The organism is Paractinoplanes abujensis, assembly GCF_014204895.1.
Lineage (GTDB): Bacteria > Actinomycetota > Actinomycetes > Mycobacteriales > Micromonosporaceae > Actinoplanes > Actinoplanes abujensis.
The window spans coordinates 6,091,540-6,111,670 of record NZ_JACHMF010000001.1 but is presented as its reverse complement, the minus strand read 5'-3'; the positions used below and the strand labels follow the sequence as shown (position 1 = coordinate 6,111,670).

Sequence of the window (20,131 nt, the reverse complement as noted above, 5' to 3'; positions counted from 1 at the left end):
TTCTGCCATGGCTGTGACCAGCACCTACACCGTGACCGGCATGACCTGTGGGCATTGCGTGCAGGCGGTGACCGGCGAACTGTCCGCTCTGCCCGGTGTGGACGCCGTGCAGGTCGACCTCGCCTCCGGCGCGGTCACCGTGACGAGCGAGGCCCCGCTCGACGGCGAGGCGGTGCGGGCGGCGGTCGACGAGGCCGGCTACGAGCTCGCGAATGCCTGACGACCCCACCCGCGACGACCTCCCGGCCGGCGCAGTGGCGACGAGTGAGGCTGACGACCGCGGCGGCGACGAGCCGGCCGGGGAGACGCCGGTGGGGGACAAGGCCGGGTTCCGGCTGGCGGCCTTCGGGGCGGTGCTCGTGGTGGTGCTGTTCGCGGGCTACGGGCTCGGCCGGCTGAACAACTCGACGGCCTCCGCCGAGGCGCCGGCCGTGGGCGGGACGCAGAGTCCGGCCGCGATGCCCGGCATGGGCATGGACGAGAGCCAGCCGCACACGCACGACTCCAGCGGCACGGTCAGCCAGCCCGGCGCCACGGCGATGCCGATGGGCGCGTCGGTCGGCGGGCTGTCCCTGAGCTCAGGCGGGCTCACCCTCGTGCCCGAGACGACGAGCTTCGCGGCCGGTCGGAAGCAGCGACTCGCGTTCCGGGTCGCCGGGGCGGGCGGGGCGCCGGTCACCACGTACGCGGTGGTGCACGACAAACCCCTGCACCTGATCGTCGTACGGCGGGACCTGACCGGCTTCCAGCATCTGCATCCGACCATGGCCGCCGACGGCACCTGGGGCATCGACCTCACGCTGCCCGAGCCCGGCATCTATCGCATGATCGCCGACTTCACCGCGATCGTCGGCGGGCAACAGGTCGCCACCACGCTGGGCGCCGACCTGACCGTGGCCGGTGACTACGCGCCACGGGCGCTGCCCGAGCCGGGGCGCACCGACAAGCCGGCGACGTTCACGGTGTCGTACGAGGGAACGCCCAACACGCAGGCCACCCAGCCGCTGCTGATGACGGTGACCGGGGCCGACGGCAAAGTCGCGAAGCTCGATCCGTATCTGGGCGCCTTCGGCCACCTGGTCGTGATGCGGCAGGGCGACCTCGCCTACGTGCACGTCCACCCGGAGGCGACGCTGGTCGACGGCAAGGTCAAGTTCTGGCTGACCGCGCCCAGCAGCGGGACGTACCGGATGTTCTTCGACTTCCAGGTGGCCGGTCAGGTGCACACGGCGGCCTGGACCGCCACGATCGACTAGCCGGGACTGGCCTTAGGGGAGCATCTTCTCCAGGGCCGGGATCACGCCCCACTCCGAGGTGAGGGCCTCGTACTCCGCCCGCTGCGTGTCGGTGGGCGGAGCGGCGGTGTGGCGGGCCCGCAGCAGCAGGTTGCGCGGGGTGTGGGCCGAGTCGATGAACTCCACGACCTCGACCTTGTAGCCGTTGAGCCGCAGGAGCGCGGCCCGCAGCGAGTCCGTCAGGACGTCGGCGAAACGCTCCCGCATGATCGCGTGCCGGGTCAGCTCGCTGAACGGGGCGGGGGCGGGGCGGCCCTTGAGCTGCTTCGCGATGTCGTGGTGGCAGCACGGCGCGGCCAGCACCCACTGGGCCCGCCAGTCGACGGCACGGGCCAGGGCCTGGTCGGTCGCGGTGTCGCAGGCGTGCAGCGCGAGCACCAGGTCGGGCTCGAACGGCAGTTGCGCGTCCTCGATCGTGCCGGCCACGAACGTCACGTCGCCGGCGCAGCCCAGCGAGGCCGCCACGGCCGTGTTGCGTACGCGCTGATCCTCCCGCACGTCGACGCCCACGACCTGCACCGCGTCGACGCGGTCGGCCAGGTAGCGGTAAGCCGCGAACGTCAGGTACGCGTTGCCGCAGCCCAGGTCGACCACCCGCAGCGACGAGGGCAACTCCTTGGGCAGGGTGGCCGCGAGTGCCCGCAGGAACGCGTCGATCTGCCGCCGCTTGGCCGCGTTACCGCCGATCACCTGGAACAGCGGATCTCCGGGATCGAGCAGCCACTGCTTCTCCCTGTCGTGATCTTGGGGGGAGGCCTGGGCGGCAACGGGTGCGGCCGAGGCGGCCGGGGCGGGCGCCCGGTGGATCTGCGCGTCGCCCTTTTTGGTTACTCGGAGTTGCACAGTCAGGGCAGTGGTTTCGACGTGCCAGTTGCCGAACGGCTCGGCCAGCAGCTCGTCGATCGCCGTCGCGGCGGACGCGCCCGGAGCGGCGTTGCGAGTGAAGGGCCGGGAGCCGTCGTCCGTCACGATCTGCAAGTGCGGGCCACCCTTGAGGGTTACCGGCCGTACCTCGGCCCGGGTCACCGAAGGAGTGAATCCGCGACGGCGGCCGGCCGCCACGGCGCGGGTCAATCCGGGGCCCAGCAGGAGTTCCCGGACCTCGGCCAATGCGGAATCGAGCGGTTGTGGCATCCCTCTATTCTGCCCCGCCCTTCGCGGTAACGATCGCCGCGTAAGATCCTCGCCCACACGCGGCGTGAGGACCGCCGTGAGCAGTAAGTGGATCTATGGATAGGCTGATGGGCCGGGAAGCGAGGTGCCTTGCCGATGTCGTTGATGGCCGATCCGCCGGGGGCCGACCGGCTTTCAGTCCGTGTGCGCCGAAACACAGTCGGCGACCACGACGAGGCCCAGCGCAGCGGATTCCTCGACGCGCTGGCGGCCGGCCGGCTGCCCTGGGAGGCCTACGCCGACCTGACGGCGCAGCACTGGTTCGTCTACGAGGCCCTGGAGTCGGCCGCCACCACGATGGCCGACGACCCGGTGGTCGGCACGTTCCTCTTCCCCGAGCTGCGCCGGCTCCCGTCGATCGAGTCCGACCTGCAATTCCTGTACGGGCCGCGCTGGGCCGATCACCTGTTCGCGCTGCACGCCACGACCGTCTACTGCACCCGCCTGCGGGACGTCGCCCACCGCGCGGCCACCGGTTTCGTCGCCCACCAGTACACGCGTTACATCGGCGACCTCTCCGGCGGGCAGTACCTCGGTCCCGCCATCGCTCAGTCGTACGGGCTGCCCGGCGCCGAGGGGCACCGCTTCTTCATCTTCAACGGCGTCGACCCGATGGCCTTCAAGACGCACTATCGCGGCCTGCTCGATACGGCGCCCTGGACGCGCGCCGAGCAGGACGAGTTCATCGCCGAGGTGGCCGAGGCGTATCGGCTCAACATCGGCATGCTGGCGGAGTTGCAGACCCGATGGGGGCAGAGGTGACTGATCCGTTTCCGCCCGAGGTGGTCGAGCAGATCGCCCGGCACATGAACGACGACCATGCCGCCGACAACGTGCTGATCGTGCGGGGACTCGGCGGTGTGCCGACGGCGACCGCGGCCCGCATGTCCGGTCTGGACGCCGACGCGATGGAGTTCAAGGCGGCGGTCGACGGCATCGAGGTGCCGGTCCGCGTGCCGTTCTCGGAGCGGCTGACCGAGCGCCGGCAGGTGCGGGCCGAGGCCGTCCGCATGTATCGCGACGCCTGCGCGGCCCTCGGGGTCGAGCCCAGCCACTGAGCACACGAAAGCCCCTCGGTCCACAGCCGGGACCAAGGGGCTTTCCCCGTACGGAGGGTCAGGCCGTGGTGCCGACCCCGGCCTCGGACCCGCCACTCATGTCGGCCGGGGCGTTGTCGGAGGCCGCACCGTCCTCGGAGGTGGCGCCCGCGCCCGAACCGGACCCACGGCTGCCGCGACCCCCACGACGACGGCGGCGGCGAGGACGGTCGGCGCCACCCTCGTCGTCGGCCGAGAAGTCGTCATCGGCGTCGGAAGCCGGGGCGGAGTCTGCGGCCTGGGTGGAGTCGGTAGCGGTCACGGCCGCCGCGTCCCCGTCGGAGAACACCGGGGTGGCCACCCGGCGGCGAGTCCGCGTACGGGCCGGGCGGTCCTCGCCCGCCTCAGCGGACGAGTCGGACGCATCGGACGCGCCTTCCGGCGTGACGGCCGGCTCCCCTTCGGCGGGCTCGACCCGCCGCCGGCGACGCTGCCGCTTGGGCCGCTCGCTGTCGCCGCCCTCGGACGAGGGGGCGGGGGAGTCGGAGCCGCCCCGCGACGACCGTCCGCCCCGGCCGCGCCCACCGGACTCCCGGCGCCGGCGACCGCCGCCACCCAGGTCCTCCTCGACCTCGGCGGACAGGCCGGCCCGGCTGCGGTCGGCGGTCGGCAGCGTGCTCGACACGTCGGTGGGGATGTCGAGGTCGCTGTAGAGCGCCGGGCTCGTGTGGTACGTCTCCGGCGGCTGCGGCATGTTCAGGCCCATCGACTTGTCGATGAGGACCCACCGCGGCATGTCCTCCCAGTCGACGAAGGTCACGGCGACGCCTGTGGCGCCGGCCCGGCCGGTGCGGCCGATCCGGTGCGTGTAGGTCTCGGGGTCTTCCGGGCAGTCGAAGTTGATCACGTGGGTGACGCCGGAGACGTCCAGCCCACGGGCCGCGACGTCGGTGGCCACCAGCACGTCGATCTTGCCGCTGCGGAACGCGCGGAGGGCCCGCTCGCGGGCGCCCTGGTTGAGGTCGCCGTGCACCGCGGCCACCGCGAAACCGCGGAAGTCGAGGTCTTCGGCGAGCCGGTCGGCGGCCCGCTTGGTGCGGGTGAAGATCATCGTGAGGCCGCGCTCGCGGGCCTGCAGGATGCGCGCCACCATCTCGACCTTGTTGAGCGGATGCGTACGGTAGACGACCTGCTTGGTCAGCGGCGACGGCCCGCTGTCGGCGGTGTGGCCGGCGTGGATCGTCACCGGGTGGCTCAGGAAGCGGCGCGACAGGGCGACGATCGGATCGGGCATGGTCGCCGAGAAAAGCATGGTCTGCCGCTTCTCGGGGAGCATGGCCAGGATCTTCTCGACGTCGTCGAGGAAGCCCAGGTCGAGCATGCGGTCGGCCTCGTCGAGCACCAGCGCCTGCACCGAGTCGAGCTTGAGCTGCTTCTGCTTGGCCAGGTCGAGCAGGCGGCCGGGGGTGCCGACGAGGATCTCGACGCCCTTCTTGAGCGCGTCGACCTGCGGCTCGTAGGCCACGCCGCCGTAGATCGGCAGCACGCGGACGCCCCGGGTGCTGCCCGCGGCGGCCAGGTCGCGGGCCACCTGCAGGCCCAGCTCGCGGGTGGGTACGACGATGAGGGCCTGCGGGCGGCCGTCGGCGCCCTCACCGGGCGACGTCACGCGCTCGAGGATGGGCAGGCCGAAGCCCAGGGTCTTGCCCGTGCCCGTGGGGGCCTGACCGATCAGGTCGGTGCCGCGCAAGGCGATCGGCAGGGCGTACTCCTGGATGGCGAAGGCGCGGTTGATCCCGGCCTTGGCCAGCGCCTCGACCGTCTCGGCGCGAACTCCCAGCTCGGCGAAGGTGGGGCTGTCGGGACGGACGGGGGCCCGGTTGGTCACTGCTACCAGTGCGGGTTCGGTGTTCTCGATGTCGGTCATGAAGTTTTACGGGTGCCTCTCGTGGTGCGCCCGTGGGAAGTCTTGGGGCGCGGTGTGGATAGGGCGCGGGCCACACGCTGCTCAGTTTTCAGAGCGCAGCGGGCCGCACGCGCGGGTCGCCGCGGCGGATCGGTGAAGATCGACGTCGACGGCAACGCCCCCAGTCTACCCGACCGGACGATCGTGCACCTCAGAGCGGACTTCGGAGCCGAAAGCACGCCGAGGACGCCCCCGCGACAGGGGCGCCCTCGGCGAAACGGAGAACTATTCTCAGCGCGCGGTGAAACCGAACGGGCGAGCGCTCGACTCAGCGATCTCCACGTACGCCACCTTGGCGATCGGGATGATCACCTTGCGGCCCTTCTCATCCGTGAGCGACAGCACGCTGTCCTTGGCCATCGCCTCGGCCACGGCCTGCTCAACCTCCGCCGGGGTCTGCGCGCTCTCGAGCACCAGCTCACGCGGCGTGTGCTGCACGCCGATCTTGACCTCCACGGGGCCCTCCCTTTTCGTGGCTCTTACCGTCGAAAAGGTTATCCGATTTCGGCCGGTGTTCCGCCGGATGCGCCGCCCTGAAGCGGGAAGCTGGCGATCCCGCGCCAGATAAGTGCAGCTACGAGCGCTTCCGCTTCAGCTTTAGGCGTACGCCGTCCGTTGGCCAGCCAGTACTGGGCGGACTGCCCGGCCGCCCCCACGAGGCCCGACGCCAGCAACTGGGCGGCGTCCGAACTCAGGTTGGTGTCCGAGATGATCGTGTCGGTGACGGCGGCGATGCAGCCCTGTTCGACCCGCTCGACGCGCTGGCGCACCTGTGGGTCGTTGCGCAGGTCGCTCTCGAAGACGAGCCGGAACGCCTCACTCTCGTGATCCATGAAGTCGAAGTACGCCCGGACGGCTCCCTTGACCCGTTCCTTGTTGTCGCTGGTGGCCAGCATGGCGTCACGAACCTTGGCGATTATCGCGTCGCAGTGGGTGTCCAGCAGTGCCAGATAGAGCTCCAGCTTGCCCGGGAAGTGCTGGTAGAGCACGGGCTTGGAGACCCCGGCGCGCTCGGCGATGTCGTCCATCGCGGCGGCGTGATAGCCGTGCGCGACGAAGACCTGCTGAGCGGCGGCCAGCAGCTGCTTGCGGCGCGCGGAGCGAGGCAGCCGGGTGGGGCGGGCCGTCTGAGCTCCGCCGGACGCAGCGGTCATGTCTCTCTAACCTCCAGGGGGTCAGTACCCCGTTTGCCGGCGCGGATTGCCCGTATCGGCGCGTGTTGCTTCCTTGAGCAATTGTCGCGACGCTGCAACTTATCGCCACTGCAAGCACACGGTAGCCTCAGCGGGGGCGAGCGAGGAGCGCGCGGTGGATGAATCAGGGCATTCCGGCGACACCGGGGCCGCAGAGGGCGGCAACGGTGCCGATTCGCGTGACCGGGCCCGGGTGAACGGCTGGGCGACGTCCGACAGCCCATGGTCCTATCAGGGGACTGGCGTCGAGACCGACAGTGACGTGCCGTCCTGGCGTCGTTCGGGCGCCGAGACGCGGTCGTTTCCGCGTAATCCGGCATTTCCGTCATCGGCGGTGCCCGCTTCCGCCCCGCCCTCTTCCGACCTTCCTTCGCCCGCGGCTGCGCCGGCCCCGCCGGGCTTCGTCGACGCGAAACCAAGCGGTGAAATTCCCCCGTCCGGGGAATCCGGGCCGGGCTCCCGCTGGGACAGGTCGCGCTTCTCCGAGTTGCTGAGCCCGCTCACCCCGTCCGGACAGCCCCGCGCCCAGCAACCCGGCCCGGACGAGCCGCGCCTGGAGCGGTCCCGCGCCGACCTGCCCCGCCCGCAGGCCGCCCCGGGCTCCCCCCTGCAGCCCATCCCGCCCACCCCCCGCGAGCCCGGCTTGGGCACGGGCGACCGGCGCGAGCCCGGCCTGAGCACGGGCGACCGGCGCGACGCCGGCCTCGGCCCCGGTGAGCGGCGAGAGCTGGGTGAACGGCGAGAGCCGGGCCTGAGCACAAGTGAGCGTCGCGAGCCCGGATTCGGCACAAGTGAGCGCCGCGAGCCCGGCCTGAGCACCGGCGAGCGCCGCGAGCCCGGCCTCGGCACGGGCGCCCGCCGGCCGGGCCTCCCCGGTGAGCCGCGCGAACCCGGCACGAGCAGCGGCAGCCTGCGCGCCTTCGACGTGCCCACACCCAACAGCGCCCCGCCCTACCCGTACGAGGGCGACCTGGACGACGAGCCCGCGCCCCCACCCCCGTCGCCGATCGTGCAGCAGCGCGCCGCCGTCCCGTTGGTGCGTCCGTCCACGCCCGGCGGTGGCCGCCGCGCCGACTGGGGCACGGCCGAGCACAGCACCACCGACCCCCGGCACGCGCTCAGCGGCGGCACTCCCGTCCAGGGTGTGCCGCGGGTGGCCGCCGACGAGGCGCGCCCGGCCTACGACCCGTCGAGCTTCCCGCGCCGCCTCTCCTACGAGCCGCCTCCGCCGTACGAGATCCCCCAGCCCTACGAAGCCCCCGCCCCGGTCCCACCGCAGCCGGAGCCGTCGACGTATTCGGGTTTCGGTGAGACCACCGCGCGCCTCGACCCAACCGGCGAGCGTGGTCTGCCGCAGCGCGTCCCCGCGCAACCCGACGTGCCCAAGGGCGTATCGGAGCCGCCGCTCGTGGAAGCCACCGCCGAGACCCCCGCCCTGGCCCGGATCGCCTCGCACCTGCGCCGCGGCGACGTGCAACCCGCGCAGGAACGGCAGGAGGGCTTCGACGTGCAGGCCATCCTGGCCGCCGTGCGCGAGGTCGACGGGGTGCGCGACGCGTCGCTGCGCTCGACCCCGACCGGCGCCCACAGCCTGCGCCTGGATCTGGCCGAGGGCGCCGACCCGGCCGAGGTCAGCCGTCAGGTGGCCCGCCTGCTGCAGGACCGCATGGGCCTCGACGCGGCCATGCCCGGTGAGGTCGCGCCGCCCGCCGAAACCCCGCTCGCCGCCGCCCCGGTCTCGCCGCCGGCCCTGGTGCCCCGGGTGCGTCAGGCCGAGCAGATCTCGGCCCCGCCGGTGTCGCAGACCCCGCTGGCCGACAGCATCGCCCCAAATGGGGAGCGCGAGACCCGCGAACGGGAGCGCGAGACCCGCGAACGGGAGCGCGAGACCCAGCAGCGCGAAACCCAGCAGCGCGAGGCCCGGGAACGCGAGGCCCGGGAACGGGAGACGCGGGAGCGCGAGACCCGCGAGCATGAGGCCCGGGAACGCGAGGTCAGGGAGCAGGAGGGCCGGGAGCGTGAGGCCCGCGAACGCGAGGCGCGCGACCGGCACGCCGCCGCGGCCCGGCTCGTTCCCGAGGTCGACGAGTCGGCCGAGGTCGTGCCGACCGGTGTCGACTGCGGACCGCCTCGCCCGCTCTACCCCAACGAGCACCCCGGCCCGCGTGTCGTCATCGAGAACGTGCACGTCAACACGTTCGGAGCGGACGCCACGGTGGAGGTCAGGCTGGCGGTCGGCGGCCGCACGGCGTCGGGCACGGCCAGCGGGCCCGCGGTCGACGGCTATCTGCTGCGGCTGTGCGCGATGGCCACGGCGGGCGCGGTCGACGAGCTGCTGTCCCACTCCGACCACCCGGACGGCCCGGCCCGGTGCTTCGTCGAGCACGCCGCGGCCGTCCCGTTCGGGGCCGCCCAGGTCGCCGTCGTCGTGCTGCTGCTGTCGTGCGGCGGCTGGGTCGAGCAGCTGGCCGGCTCGGCCGTGGTGACCAGTGACGACCGGCATGCCATGGTGCGCGCCACTCTGGCCGCGGTCAACCGCCGGCTTGAGGCACTCTTGACCAGATGAAAGGCGCCCTACTGGCCCCCGACAGCGCGCTGCTGCCGGAGGGCGAAGCACCAGCACCCTGGCCCGCTCGACGGGTGACCATCGGCGGGGCCATGCTGCACGTCCGCGACACCCCGGCGACCCGGCCCGACGCCGAACCGGCCGTCTACGTGCACGGGCTCGGCGGGTCCTCGCAGAACTTCACCGACGTCGCGGGCCTGCTGGCCGACCGGTTCGACGCGCAGGCGGTCGACCTGCCGGGTTTCGGCTACAGCGATCCCAGCCCGCGCTATTCGATCCCGTCCTTCGCGTCCACGTTGATCGCCTATCTCGAGCACGACGGGCGGGGCCCGGTCCACCTGGTCGGCAATTCGCTCGGCGGCTCGATCGCGGTGCGGACGGCCGCGCTGCGCCCCGATCTGGTGCGCACGCTGACGCTGATCTCCCCGGCGATGCCGTTCCTCGACGTCCGGCGTACGGCTCAGGCCCGGGCTCTGCCCCTGCTGGCGTTGCCCTACGCCGACCGGGTGCTCGGGTGGGCGTTCGCCCGGCTGACCGCCGAGGAGATGGCCGAGCAGGTGCTCGCCGCGTGCTTCGGCGACACCCGCAAGGTCACCGCGCAGCGGCGGGCCGAGGCGATGGAGGAGATCCGGCTGCGCTACACGGTGGCGCACTACCCGAAGGCGTATCTGGGCACCTTGCGCGGCCTGGCGTCGAGTTTCGTGCGGGCCTATCTGCCGGGCGAGAACTCGCAGTGGCGGCTGGCCGCCCGGGTGCAGGCGCCGACGGTGGTGATCGGCGGTCTCAACGACAAGCTGGTCGATTCCCGGGTGCCGGCGGTGGTGGCCCGGACCATCCCCGATGCGCGGCTGCTGATGCTGCCCGGCGTGGGCCATGTGGCCCAGATGGAGGTGCCGCGCCTGGTCGCCCGCGCGGTGGTGGGCCTGCTGGACGAGGTCGGGTCGCCGGTCCCGCGATAGGGATCTCACAAGATCCATTGGGGCAGACACCGTTCAGGGGCGTGTGCGACGCTGGCGGACGATGATCGACGAAGCCACCGTGCCGCCCGCCTCGCCGCCGACCACCGGCCGCGACCGCTGGCGTACGTGGTGGCTGGTCGCTTTCGCTCTCGTCGTCCTCGTCGCCGGGGGTTTCGTGGTGGGCCGGCGGATCGAGCAGGGGGGCGCCACCCCGGCCGCCGCGCCCACGGTCGTGGCCCCGGCGTCGAGCGCACCCGTTCCGGAGAGCACGCCGACCCCGTCCCCGAGCCCGGCCCCGGCGCGGACCGTCGACCGCAGCGTGCTGCAACTGCCCGGCGCCGTGCCCGTCCGGGGTTCCGGCCAGTTCTCGTACGCCACCTCGCGCGGCCCGGTCCTCGGCAGCAAGGGCGAGTTGCGGCGCTTCCGGGTGGCCGTCGAGAAGGGCAGCAACGAGAACGCGGAGGAGTTCGCCACCCAGGTCGCGAACACCCTCGGGGATCCGCGCAGCTGGATCGGCGGCGGTCAGGTGCGCCTGCAGCTGGTCGGCGGCTCGGAGGCGGCCGACTTCACCGTCTACCTGGCCACGCGTGACACGACCGGGAAGATGTGCCTGCGGGGCGGGACGAACGTGAGTGTCGGCGGCCGTCCGTACACGTCCTGCCGGACCACCGGGAAGGCGATCATCAACCTCGACCGGTGGCGGCGCTCGGCGACTCCGTTCGTGAGCGGCAAAGTTCCGCTGAGCACCTATCGGCAGTACGTGATCAACCACGAGGTCGGCCACGAGCTGGGTCACCGGCACGAGGGGTGCCCGCGCGCGGGCGGGCCGGCCCCGGTCATGGTGCAGCAGACGCTCACGCTACGCGGCTGCAAGGCGTACGCCTGGCCTCGCCTCGACGGGAAGATGCTGCGCGGCCCCCGTTTGTGAACGGGCGGGGAAATTCCCGTGTCCCGCATGTCGGGCCGGTGTTGAACGTCATGGCCGTTCAAGCCGGTCGCGAGTGACAATGGTGACCGATCCTTACCGTCAACCCGGGGAGTTAACGTGGCACTGCCCCCGCTCGTCGAGCCGGCCGCAGAGCTGACCGTCGATGAGATCCGCCGTTACTCGCGGCACCTGATCATCCCGGATGTCGGGATGGACGGGCAGAAGCGGCTGAAGAACTCGAAGGTCCTGGTCGTCGGCGCGGGCGGCCTCGGTTCGCCGGCGCTGCTCTATCTGGCCGCGGCCGGTGTGGGCACGCTGGGCATCGTCGACTTCGACACCGTCGACGAGTCCAACCTCCAGCGCCAGATCATCCACGGCGTCTCCGACATCGGCCGGCCCAAGGCCGAGTCCGCCGCGGCCAGCATCGCCGAGGTCAACCCGCTGGTGAACGTGGTCATCCACAACACCGCGCTCGACGTCGACAACGTCAAAGAAATCTTCAGCCAGTACGACCTGATCGTCGACGGCACCGACAACTTCGCGACGCGTTACATGGTCAACGACGCCGCCGTGCTGCTCGGCAAGCCGTACGTCTGGGGTTCGATCTATCGTTTCGACGGCCAGGCCTCCGTCTTCTGGGAGGAGCACGGTCCCTGCTACCGCTGCCTCTACCCCGAGCCCCCGCCGCCCGGCATGGTGCCGAGCTGCGCCGAGGGCGGCGTGCTGGGCGTGCTGTGCGCGTCGATCGGCTCGATCCAGGTCAACGAGGCCATCAAGCTCCTCACCGGCATCGGTGAGCCGCTGGTCGGCCGGCTGATGGTCTACGACGCTCTGGAGATGGAGTACCGCAAGATCAAGGTCCGGAAGGACCCGAACTGCGCGCTCTGCGGCGACAACCCGACGGTCACCGACCTGCTCGAGGACTACGAGGACTTCTGCGGCGCGGTTTCGGCCGAGGCCGAGGAGGCCACGCTCAACGCCACCATCACGGCCCGCGAGCTGAAGGACTGGCAGGACTCCGGCAAGGACCTGTTCCTGGTCGACGTCCGCGAGCCGGCCGAGTGGGAGATCAACCGGATCCCGGGCGCGACCCTGATCCCCAAGGGCGAGATCCTTTCGGGTGAGGCGCTGTCGCGCTTCCCGCAGGACCGGCAGATCGTGCTGCACTGCAAGTCGGGCGTGCGCTCGGCCGAGGCGCTGGCGGCCCTCAAGGCGGCCGGCTTCAAGGACGCCGTGCACGTCCAGGGCGGCATCGTCTCGTGGGTCAACACCATCGACCCGTCGCAGCCGTCGTACTGAACCGTTTCACGCTGGGGAACCGCGCTGCGACTCCCCAGCGTCACGGAATCGGCACAGCGTTTTTCCGGAAGGCGCTGTAGCGTGCAATCGTGGTAGATATCGACGCCGCAATCGGCTATGTGGTCGCCCACGGCGACACCGTGGAGCGGGCCCGGCTGTCATATCTGCGCACCGGTCAACCTCCCGATCCGCTCGTCATCGGGCGCATCACCGCCGATCAGTCTGAGGCCGGCGGCTGGTCCGCGTCGGCCGGCGCCCCCGTCGACTCGATCGACGCCACCTGTTTCCGGCTCAACGAGCTCGACGACCTGGGTGGTCTGCACGGTGAGCCGGTCGACCGGGCCCTGGCCTGGCTGGCCAGCGTGCAGCGCCGCGACGGCACCTGGCAGGAATCCGAGACGCTGGCCGCCGAGGCGCCCGCGTGGGCGATGCCGGGTGACCCCGAGGCCACGCTCTACCTGACCGCGGCCGCGGGTTTCTGGATGACCGTGGCCGAGTACGAGGCGCACCCCCAGTTCGACGTCCCGGCGCGTTACGGTCACACGCTCGGTGCGGCCGCCCAGTGGGTCGTGGGCCGGCTACACCCCGACGGCACCTGGCCGTCCTTCCTGGCCGCGGGCTGGCACGCCGCGGGCCTGCTCTACGGCGCGCAGTATTTTTACGAGTCCGCCCGCGTGCAACTCGTGCTGGGCGACCGCCTGCCCGACATGGAACCGGCCGACATCGCCTCGATGGCCGCCGCACTGCGCCGGATCAACCTGGGCGACGACTGGTTGCTGCAGAGCGCCCGCAAGCGGCTCGGCGAGACCCAGCGCACGGACGGCGGCTGGGACAGCGCCGAGGGGCCGAACTTCGACGTGAACACGACCCTGACCGTGCTTCGCGCCTGTCGCTGACTGTCAACGACCTGCCAGGGCAACACCTTCACCATCCCGGTCGAGGTCAAGGCGGAGAGCGGCGCGTCCTGATGTCGATCCGGCGTCGGGGCGTGCCGGAGACGACGCCGGCGGAGTCGCCGAAGCCTAGCCCGGAGATCACGGACGAGGCGACTCCGACGACGTCGGTCACCGTCGAATGTGGCCGTTGCCCGTGACGATGTATTTGGTCGACGTCAGCTCGGGCAGGCCCATCGGCCCGCGGGCGTGCAGTTTCTGAGTGCTGATGCCGATCTCGGCGCCGAACCCGAACTCGCCGCCGTCGGTGAAACGGGTCGACGCGTTCACCATCACCGCGGCCGCGTCGACCCGGGCCGTGAACCGCCGCGTCGCCGTCACCGACTCGCTCACGATGGCCTCGGTGTGCCCGGTTCCGTACTGCCGGATGTGGTCGAGCGCGTCGTCCAGCGAGTCGACGATCGCCACCGCGAGGTCGGCCGACAGGTATTCGGTGCCCCAGTCCTTCTCGGTGGCCGGCACCACCTGCGAGTCGTACGCCACTACCTGCGGGTCGCCATGAACGGTCACGCCGGCCTCGAAGAGGGCAGGAAGCACCAGCGGCAGGAACCGATCGGCGACCGCCGCGTGCACCAGCAGAGACTCGGCAGTGTTGCAGGTGGACAGCCGCTGCGTCTTCGAGTTGACCGCCACGGCCAGCGCTTTCTCCAGATCGGCGTGCTCGTCCACATAGACGTGGCAGTTGCCGACCCCGGTCTCGATCACCGGCACCGTCGATTCCTCCACCACCGTACGGATGAGGGAGGCGCCGCCGCGGGGGATCAGCACGTCGACGAGGCCGCGCGCCCGCATCAGCTCCTTGACCGAGTCGCGGGTGGTCGCGTCGAGCAGCTGGATCGTGTCGGCCGGCAGGCCCGCGTCGGCCACCGCCTTGCGCAGCACCGACACGATCGCCGCGTTCGAGCTGAGCGCCGAGCCCGACCCGCGCAGCAGCGCCGCGTTGCCCGACTTGAGGCAGATGCCCGCCGCGTCGGCCGTCACGTTGGGCCGGCCCTCGTAGATGATGCCGACGACGCCGAACGGCACCCGCACCTGCCGCAACTCGAGCCCGTTGGCCAGCGTCGAGCCGCGCACCACGTCACCCACCGGGTCGGGCAGCGCCGCCAGCTCGCGCAGCCCCTGGGCCATCGCCTCGACCCGCGCCGGGGTCAACGTGAGCCGGTCGATCATCGACTCGGACAGCCCGGAGGCGCGCGCGTTGGTCACGTCGACCTCGTTGGCCGCCACGATGTCGGGCGAGCGCTCGACCAGGCGGTCGGCCATCAGCTCGAGGGCGCGATCCTTTTCGGTGCGGGTGGCGGCGGCCAGGTCGATGGCGGCCACGCGGGCGTCGGCGGCCTGCTGGAGGACGGTCGTCATGGCGATTTCCTTCATAGGAGGACTAGGTCGTCGCGATGCACGACCTCACGTTCATATCCCGGCCCGAGGGCGGCGGCCAACTCGCCGGTGGTCCGCCCGAGCAGGGCGGGCAATTCGATCGCATCGTAATTGACCAGGCCGCGCGCGACCGGGGCGCCGGCGGCATCGACCAGGTCGACCGGGTCGCCCGCGGCGAACGAGCCGTCGACCGCGGTGATGCCCGCGGGCAGCAGCGACTTGCGCCGCGCGACCACCGCGGCCACCGCGCCCGGGTCGAGGTGCAGGCGGCCGCGCGGGGCGGTGGCATGGGCCAGCCAGAAGAGCCGGGCCGCGGGGCGGCTGTCGGCCGGCCGGAACAGCGTGCCCACTTCGTCGCCACTCAGCGCCGCGCCGGCCAGGGGAGCGGCGGTGAGCACGACGGGGATGCCGAAGCCGGTGGCTATCCGGGCCGCCTCGACCTTGGTCACCATGCCGCCCGTGCCGACCTTGGACTTGCTCGGCGTCGCGATGTTGATGCCTTGAAGATCAGATTCGGTTTCCACGTACGCGATCCGGCGCGACGACGGATCCGACGGGCTGCCCGTGTAGAGCGCGTCCACGTCGGAGAGCAGAATCAGCAGATCGGCGTCGACCAGGGCGGCGACCAGAGCGGCGAGCCGGTCGTTGTCGCCGAAGCGGATCTCGTCGGTGGCCACCGTGTCGTTCTCGTTGACGATCGGCAGCGCGCCCAGATCGAGCAGTTTGCGCAGCGTGCGGTACGCGTTGCGATAGTGCGCGCGGCGCGTCACGTCGTCGGCGGTGAGCAGCACCTGGCCGACCTGCAGCCCGTGCCGCGCGAAACCCGCCGCGTAACGCCCGATCAGCAGCCCCTGCCCGACCGAGGCGGCCGCCTGCTGGGTGGCCAGGTCGCGCGGCCGGCGCGGCAGGTGCAGCGGGGACAGGCCGGCGGCGATCGCGCCGCTCGACACCAGGACCACCTCACGCCCGCCGGTGGCGAGCCTGCCCAGCACGTCGACCAACTCGCCGACGCGCTGCTCGTCGATCCCGCCGGAGGCCGTGGTCAGCGAGGACGAGCCCACCTTGACCACGATCCGGCGTGCTCCGGTCACCAGTTCACGCACCGGCCAATTGTGCTCGGGCGGGCCGACAGAACCGGGCCGAGATCCCATATCGTGGCCCGCGTGACACCACAGGAGTACGTCGAAGAGGTGCTTTCCCTCGTGGAGCGCATCCCCGAGGGGTGCGTGATGTCGTACGGTGCGATCGCCGACGCCCTGGCCGACGTCTCGGGACGCAACTCGGCCCGCCAGGTCGGCACGATCATGGCCCGGCACGGCGGTGGTGTCCCGTGGCACCGCGTGGTCAACAGCTCGGGCCGCATGCCGCCCGGCCACGAGCAGGAGGCCCGCCAGCGGCTTTTGTCCGAGGGCGTGCCGCTGAAGGGGGAACACGTGGACATGCGCCGAGCGAGCTGGCAGCCCTGATGGAGGCCGGTCAGCCGAGCCGCACGGCGATGAGTGCGGCCCGTTATCGCGCGGCCCATCAGCTCCTCGAGGGCGGCCGCATCTTCTCCGACCCCTTGGCCGTACGGATCCTGGGCGTCGACGAGCAGGAGCTGCTGGCCGACGCGCCCCGCCGGGGCATGCGCGTGTTCATCGCGGCCCGGCACCGCTTCGCCGAGGACGCCCTGGCCGCGGCGGTCGCGCGGGGCGTACGGGAAATGGTTGTGCTGGGTGCGGGCCTGGACACCTTCGCCTATCGCAACCCCCATCCCGGCCTGCGCGTCACCGAGGTGGACCACCCCGACACGCAGGCCTGGAAGCGCGACCGGCTGGCCGCGTCGGGCATCGCGATCCCGCCGTCGGTGCGCTACCTCGGCGTCGACTTCGAGAAGGAGACGCTGGAGCTGCCGTCGGACGAGCCGGCGTTCTTCCTGTGGCTCGGCGTGGTGCCCTACCTGACCCGGGAGGGGTTCGACGCGACGCTGGCCGTGGTGGCCGCGCACGAGGGCAACGAGGTCGTTTTCGACTACGCGCAGCCGCCCGCGCACATGCCCGCCGAGCGCCGGGCCTGGCTGGAGGCCCGGGCCGAGCGGGTCGCCCGTCTGGGTGAACCGTGGCTGACGTATTTCGAGCCGTCCGAGATCGCGTCGCAGCTCGGCTCCTCGGGCTTCGGCGAGATCGAGGATCTGGGCCCGTCCGAGCTGGCGTCGCGGTTCTTCGGCCGGGACGATGTTCCGCCCGGCACCGCGGGCGGGCACGTGCTCAGGGCGCGTCGGTCATCCCGATGAGGTGGGCCGCCCCGCGCATCTGGAACTCGAAGAAGCCCCTGCGATCCTCCTCGACCGACGCCGTGAGCTGCCCGAACAGCTCGCCGCTGATGGCGCCGCTCAGGTGCAGGAAGGCGGACAGCGCCGCCGCGACCAGCCTCGGGGGCGCACCAGTCGTGTAGCGCTGCGCGATCACGGCCAGTTCCTCGGCGTACCGGCCGGTGATCGGCGGCCGCTCGGTGATCCGGCCGTTGGTGTAGGCGCTCTCGACCAGGCTCGCGATGAGCAGGATGACGCGGGTGGCGGGGCCGATGGTGTCCTGCGGGGCCTGATAGCCGGGGACGGGGCTGCCGTAGATCAGCGCCCACTGGTGCGGGTCGTTCAAGGCCCATTCCCGTACGGCGTGGGCCATGGCCAGGAAGGCCTGAAGCTCGTCCGTTCTGTCGCGAGCAGCCTGCTCCGCTCTCTCGCCCACGGAGTTGTACGCGTCGATGATCAGCGCCGTCAGCAGCTCGTCCCGGCTCGCGAAGTACCGGTAGACCGCGGACGAGGCCATGCCCAGGTCACGGGCGACCGCGCGCAGCGACAGGTTGGCCCCGTCGGTGGCGAGGTGCCGGCGGGCCACGGTCTTGATCTCTTCGGTCATCTCGGCCCGCACTCGGGCGCGCACTCCGGGGGCACTCATGCGACCAGTGTGCCATAACGAGAGCACTGCTCTTGCTTTTGCCGGACGATCGTGTAATCGTTGTTCCTAACAGAGAGCACTGCTCGCAAAGGAGAACAGCAATGTCGACTCACGTCATCGTCGGTTCCGGCCCGGTCGGCTCCTCCATCGCGCGGCTCCACGCGGACCGCGGCGACCAGGTCCGCATGATCACCCGCAGCGGCAGCGGCCCGTCGCACCCGCTGATCGAGCTCGTCGCCGCCGACGCCTCCGACCCGCGCCGGCTGACCGAGCTCACCCAGGGCGCCGAGACGCTGTACAACTGCGCCAACCCGCGCTACACGGAGTGGGAGAAGCTCTGGTTCCCGATGAACGACGCCATGATCGCCGCGGCCAAGGCGGCCGGCGCGGTCTACGTGATCACCGGCAACCTGTACGTCTACGGCCCGCAGCCCGGCGGGCACATGACCGAGAACAGCCCGCTGGCCGCCGTCGGCCGCAAGGGCAAGGTGCGCATCAAGATGTGGCGCGACGCGCTGGCCAGCGGCGTCCGCACGGTCGAGGTGCGGGGCTCCGACTACATCGGCGCCGGCGCGATCGGTGTCTTCGCGCTCAGCATCCTGCCCGCCATCGCCGCCGGCCGCGCCGCCTGGGCGCCCGCCGACATCGACCTGCCGCACAGCTTCACCTACACCGGCGACATGGCGAGCACGATGGTCTCACTGGCCCACGACGAGCGGGCCTGGGGCAAGGCGTGGCACGCCCCGACCGCGCCCGCGGTCACGATCCGCGAGATCGCCGACCGCTACACCGACCTGATCGGCCGGCCCCGCCTGACCATGCACAAGATGCCCCGCATCACGATGCGCGCGGCCGGCCTGTTCGTCCCCATGGCCCGCGAGATGGCCGAGATGGACTACCAGTTCTACCGCCCGTTCCACCTGGACAGCACGCTGACCGAGCGCACCTTCGGCCTGCAGCCCACCCCCATCGAGGTCGGCATCCGCGAGACCGCCGACGACGCCCAGGCCATCGCCGCCCGCCGCATGTGACGCCTGGGCGCTACAGCACCAGGCCGACGCCGTCGCGGCGGGGATCGCCCGCCGCGCCGGCCTGGCCGACCGCGGTGACGCCGCCGAAGTAGTGGTTGAGCCCCGGCCACTGCTTGATCTGCCAACCCGCCGCCCTCAGCGCCGCCAGCTCGTCGCGCGGACAGCCCGGTTCGGCGTGCACGGTCTCGTCGACCACGTGGAAGCGCGGACGCGCGATCGCCGCGGTCATGTCCAACCCGTCCACCAGCGTCCCGAGCAGCGTGTCGACCAGGGCCGTACGGATCCGGCTGGCCCCCGCCGACCCGGCCGCCACCGCGAGGTCGCCGTCGGGGTCGATCACCACCAGCGGGCACATGTTGGACACCATCCGCTTGCCCGGTGCCATGTCGCCGGTGACCAGCTCACCCTCGCCGAGCATGGAGTTCAGGTTGATGCCGAGGCCCGGCAGCCACACCCCGGAGCCCAGCCCGAGCGTCGTCGTGATCACGCAGGCGTTGCCGTCGGCGTCGACCACCGAGACGTTGGTCGTGTCGCCGATCCGCTGCCGGCCCTGGTCGCGCAGCGCGGTGGCCACACCGACGGCCCGGCCGGGGCGTGACAGGTCGGCGGGCAGCCCCGCGATCGTGTCGACCGTGCGGCTCATGTCGTGCCGGGCCAGCACCCGATGGCCGGCCAGCGTCGCGTGGTCGACGGGGGTCTCGAGCACCCGGTAGTCGGCCAGGTCGCGCGGGCCCAGGGCGCCACCGGCGGCGCGCACCGTGTCGACCAGCACCTCCGCGTAGTCACCGGTGTAGAAGATCTGCGGCCCGGTGTCGGCCAGCCGCGTCATCGCCCCGGCCAGTCCATCGTGGAACAGCCGGTCGCCGCCGCGCAGCAGTTTGCCCGCCGGTGTGTAGACCGCGGCGCCTTCGCCCCAGGCCAGCGCGGGCGCGCAGGACTCCAGCGTGCGGGCGTGCGCCGCCGGCACGGAGACACCCTCGGCGGCCAGGCCGATCGCCGGCGCCACGACGTCGGCCCACGGCAGCCGGCCCCAGCGCCGGTGCACCTCGCCGCAGCCGGCCGGCACGCCGGGTACCGCGACGCTGGCCCCGCCGATCGAGTAGACCTGCGGCATGCCGCCGAAGAACACGTCGACCGCGACCATCGGGCCGGCCTCGCGGTCACCGTCGGTGCCGGGCACGGCGACGAAGAAGTCGAGGCAGGTGACCTCGCCGCTCGCTGCGTCGAAGTAGGTGGCGAAACCACCGCCGCCCAGCCCGGTGTAGATCGTCTCGGCGACGCAGCAGGCCAGCACCGCGGCGACCGCGGCGTCGGCCGCCGTTCCACCGTCCCGCAGGGTGCGCAGCCCGGCCGCGGCCGTGGCCGGATGACTGGCGGCGACCCCGGCCGCAACCTTTTTCATCTGGCGAAGCGTAGGC

The 20,131-nt window shown here is 71.9% G+C and carries 20 protein-coding genes; 12 read left to right on the top strand and 8 right to left on the bottom strand.

The window, feature by feature from the left end:
* The first annotated feature begins 7 nt into the window (after window positions 1-7).
* Both BKA14_RS27975 and BKA14_RS27970 read left to right on the top strand, forming a co-directional pair.
* Window positions 8-220, top strand: a complete 213-nt coding sequence (locus tag BKA14_RS27975) for a heavy-metal-associated domain-containing protein (RefSeq protein ID WP_184953799.1) — start codon at window positions 8-10, stop codon at window positions 218-220.
* Entirely contained in the window at window positions 213-1,256 is a 1,044-nt protein-coding gene (locus BKA14_RS27970; RefSeq protein WP_239093326.1) for a DUF8832 domain-containing protein, read from the top strand. The genes BKA14_RS27975 and BKA14_RS27970 overlap by 8 nt, the downstream gene beginning before the upstream one ends.
* Window positions 1,257-1,268: 12 nt before the next feature.
* Here the strand turns inward: BKA14_RS27970 and BKA14_RS27965 are convergent, their stop codons facing one another.
* Window positions 1,269-2,429: a class I SAM-dependent methyltransferase gene (locus BKA14_RS27965; protein WP_184953798.1), complete on the bottom strand. Its 1,161-nt coding sequence runs from the start codon at window positions 2,427-2,429 to the stop codon at window positions 1,269-1,271.
* 135 nt (window positions 2,430-2,564) lie between these two features.
* Here BKA14_RS27965 and BKA14_RS27960 point away from each other — a divergent pair, with 135 nt between their 5' ends.
* Both BKA14_RS27960 and BKA14_RS27955 read left to right on the top strand, forming a co-directional pair.
* A complete protein-coding gene (locus BKA14_RS27960) occupies window positions 2,565-3,230 on the top strand; it encodes a biliverdin-producing heme oxygenase (RefSeq protein WP_184953797.1) in 666 nt (221 codons plus the stop codon).
* Entirely contained in the window at window positions 3,227-3,526 is a 300-nt protein-coding gene (locus BKA14_RS27955) for a DUF2470 domain-containing protein (RefSeq protein ID WP_239093321.1), read from the top strand. Before BKA14_RS27960 ends, BKA14_RS27955 begins: the two co-directional genes overlap by 4 nt.
* 58 nt (window positions 3,527-3,584) lie before the next feature.
* Here BKA14_RS27955 and BKA14_RS27950 read toward each other — a convergent pair whose 3' ends face one another.
* The 3 genes from BKA14_RS27950 to BKA14_RS27940 all read right to left on the bottom strand — a co-directional run bounded on the left by BKA14_RS27950 (window position 3,585) and on the right by BKA14_RS27940 (window position 6,625).
* Window positions 3,585-5,432: a DEAD/DEAH box helicase gene (locus tag BKA14_RS27950; RefSeq protein ID WP_184953795.1), complete on the bottom strand. Its 1,848-nt coding sequence runs from the start codon at window positions 5,430-5,432 to the stop codon at window positions 3,585-3,587.
* Window positions 5,433-5,702: 270 nt separating this feature from the next.
* Entirely contained in the window at window positions 5,703-5,927 is a 225-nt protein-coding gene (locus tag BKA14_RS27945; protein ID WP_184953794.1) for a DUF3107 domain-containing protein, read from the bottom strand.
* Window positions 5,928-5,965: 38 nt separating this feature from the next.
* A complete protein-coding gene (locus tag BKA14_RS27940; RefSeq protein WP_184953793.1) occupies window positions 5,966-6,625 on the bottom strand; it encodes a TetR/AcrR family transcriptional regulator in 660 nt (219 codons plus the stop codon).
* 373 nt (window positions 6,626-6,998) lie between these two features.
* Between BKA14_RS27940 and BKA14_RS44370 the strand changes: the two genes are divergently transcribed.
* From BKA14_RS44370 to BKA14_RS27915, 5 genes are all read left to right on the top strand, one after another.
* Window positions 6,999-9,230: a Daple gene (locus BKA14_RS44370; protein ID WP_311776115.1), complete on the top strand. Its 2,232-nt coding sequence runs from the start codon at window positions 6,999-7,001 to the stop codon at window positions 9,228-9,230.
* Window positions 9,227-10,189 carry an alpha/beta fold hydrolase gene (locus BKA14_RS27930; protein WP_184953792.1) on the top strand — a complete coding sequence of 321 codons (963 nt, stop codon included), beginning with the start codon at window positions 9,227-9,229 and terminating at the stop codon, window positions 10,187-10,189. The genes BKA14_RS44370 and BKA14_RS27930 overlap by 4 nt, the downstream gene beginning before the upstream one ends.
* Window positions 10,190-10,250: 61 nt before the next feature.
* The gene (locus BKA14_RS27925) at window positions 10,251-11,117 is read left to right on the top strand and encodes a DUF3152 domain-containing protein (RefSeq protein ID WP_184953791.1); all 867 of its coding nucleotides are present in this window, start codon (window positions 10,251-10,253) and stop codon (window positions 11,115-11,117) included.
* A gap of 117 nt (window positions 11,118-11,234) precedes the next feature.
* Window positions 11,235-12,416: an adenylyltransferase/sulfurtransferase MoeZ gene (gene moeZ, locus BKA14_RS27920; protein ID WP_184953790.1), complete on the top strand. Its 1,182-nt coding sequence runs from the start codon at window positions 11,235-11,237 to the stop codon at window positions 12,414-12,416.
* Between the two features lie 89 nt (window positions 12,417-12,505).
* Window positions 12,506-13,312, top strand: a complete 807-nt coding sequence (locus BKA14_RS27915; RefSeq protein ID WP_184953789.1) for a prenyltransferase/squalene oxidase repeat-containing protein — start codon at window positions 12,506-12,508, stop codon at window positions 13,310-13,312.
* A 168-nt stretch (window positions 13,313-13,480) separates the two neighbouring features.
* On the opposite strand, the gene BKA14_RS27910 is transcribed toward BKA14_RS27915, so the two are convergent.
* Both BKA14_RS27910 and proB read right to left on the bottom strand, forming a co-directional pair.
* Window positions 13,481-14,728 carry a glutamate-5-semialdehyde dehydrogenase gene (locus BKA14_RS27910; protein ID WP_184953788.1) on the bottom strand — a complete coding sequence of 416 codons (1,248 nt, stop codon included), beginning with the start codon at window positions 14,726-14,728 and terminating at the stop codon, window positions 13,481-13,483.
* Window positions 14,729-14,739: 11 nt separating this feature from the next.
* Window positions 14,740-15,897 (bottom strand): glutamate 5-kinase, encoded by a 1,158-nt coding sequence (gene proB, locus BKA14_RS27905; protein WP_184953787.1) that lies wholly within the window; start codon window positions 15,895-15,897, stop codon window positions 14,740-14,742.
* Between the two features lie 12 nt (window positions 15,898-15,909).
* On the opposite strand from proB, the gene BKA14_RS27900 reads away from it, so the two are divergent.
* Both BKA14_RS27900 and BKA14_RS27895 read left to right on the top strand, forming a co-directional pair.
* The gene (locus tag BKA14_RS27900; RefSeq protein ID WP_184953786.1) at window positions 15,910-16,212 is read left to right on the top strand and encodes an MGMT family protein; all 303 of its coding nucleotides are present in this window, start codon (window positions 15,910-15,912) and stop codon (window positions 16,210-16,212) included.
* The gene (locus BKA14_RS27895; protein ID WP_184953785.1) at window positions 16,212-17,018 is read left to right on the top strand and encodes a class I SAM-dependent methyltransferase; all 807 of its coding nucleotides are present in this window, start codon (window positions 16,212-16,214) and stop codon (window positions 17,016-17,018) included. The genes BKA14_RS27900 and BKA14_RS27895 overlap by 1 nt, the downstream gene beginning before the upstream one ends.
* Here BKA14_RS27895 and BKA14_RS27890 read toward each other — a convergent pair.
* Window positions 16,993-17,682 (bottom strand): TetR/AcrR family transcriptional regulator, encoded by a 690-nt coding sequence (locus BKA14_RS27890; protein WP_184953784.1) that lies wholly within the window; start codon window positions 17,680-17,682, stop codon window positions 16,993-16,995. The two genes, BKA14_RS27895 and BKA14_RS27890, sit on opposite strands and share 26 nt — an antisense overlap.
* Window positions 17,683-17,783: 101 nt before the next feature.
* On the opposite strand from BKA14_RS27890, the gene BKA14_RS27885 reads away from it, so the two are divergent.
* Window positions 17,784-18,713 (top strand): Rossmann-fold NAD(P)-binding domain-containing protein, encoded by a 930-nt coding sequence (locus BKA14_RS27885; RefSeq protein WP_184953783.1) that lies wholly within the window; start codon window positions 17,784-17,786, stop codon window positions 18,711-18,713.
* A 10-nt stretch (window positions 18,714-18,723) separates the two neighbouring features.
* Here the strand turns inward: BKA14_RS27885 and BKA14_RS27880 are convergent, their stop codons facing one another.
* Window positions 18,724-20,115 (bottom strand): gamma-glutamyltransferase, encoded by a 1,392-nt coding sequence (locus tag BKA14_RS27880; RefSeq protein WP_184953782.1) that lies wholly within the window; start codon window positions 20,113-20,115, stop codon window positions 18,724-18,726.
* Window positions 20,116-20,131 lie beyond the last annotated feature (16 nt).

Coding starts and splice junctions, on each gene's coding strand:
- BKA14_RS27975 (WP_184953799.1), top strand. CDS start 8: ATGGCTGTGACCAGCACCTACACCGTGACCGGCATGACCTGTGGGCAT.
- BKA14_RS27970 (WP_239093326.1), top strand. CDS start 213: ATGCCTGACGACCCCACCCGCGACGACCTCCCGGCCGGCGCAGTGGCG.
- BKA14_RS27965 (WP_184953798.1), bottom strand. CDS start 2,429: ATGCCACAACCGCTCGATTCCGCATTGGCCGAGGTCCGGGAACTCCTG.
- BKA14_RS27960 (WP_184953797.1), top strand. CDS start 2,565: ATGTCGTTGATGGCCGATCCGCCGGGGGCCGACCGGCTTTCAGTCCGT.
- BKA14_RS27950 (WP_184953795.1), bottom strand. CDS start 5,432: ATGACCGACATCGAGAACACCGAACCCGCACTGGTAGCAGTGACCAAC.
- BKA14_RS27940 (WP_184953793.1), bottom strand. CDS start 6,625: ATGACCGCTGCGTCCGGCGGAGCTCAGACGGCCCGCCCCACCCGGCTG.
- BKA14_RS27930 (WP_184953792.1), top strand. CDS start 9,227: ATGAAAGGCGCCCTACTGGCCCCCGACAGCGCGCTGCTGCCGGAGGGC.
- BKA14_RS27925 (WP_184953791.1), top strand. CDS start 10,251: ATGATCGACGAAGCCACCGTGCCGCCCGCCTCGCCGCCGACCACCGGC.
- BKA14_RS27910 (WP_184953788.1), bottom strand. CDS start 14,728: ATGACGACCGTCCTCCAGCAGGCCGCCGACGCCCGCGTGGCCGCCATC.
- proB (WP_184953787.1), bottom strand. CDS start 15,897: ATGGGATCTCGGCCCGGTTCTGTCGGCCCGCCCGAGCACAATTGGCCG.
- BKA14_RS27895 (WP_184953785.1), top strand. CDS start 16,212: ATGGAGGCCGGTCAGCCGAGCCGCACGGCGATGAGTGCGGCCCGTTAT.
- BKA14_RS27890 (WP_184953784.1), bottom strand. CDS start 17,682: ATGAGTGCCCCCGGAGTGCGCGCCCGAGTGCGGGCCGAGATGACCGAA.
- BKA14_RS27885 (WP_184953783.1), top strand. CDS start 17,784: ATGTCGACTCACGTCATCGTCGGTTCCGGCCCGGTCGGCTCCTCCATC.
- BKA14_RS27880 (WP_184953782.1), bottom strand. CDS start 20,115: ATGAAAAAGGTTGCGGCCGGGGTCGCCGCCAGTCATCCGGCCACGGCC.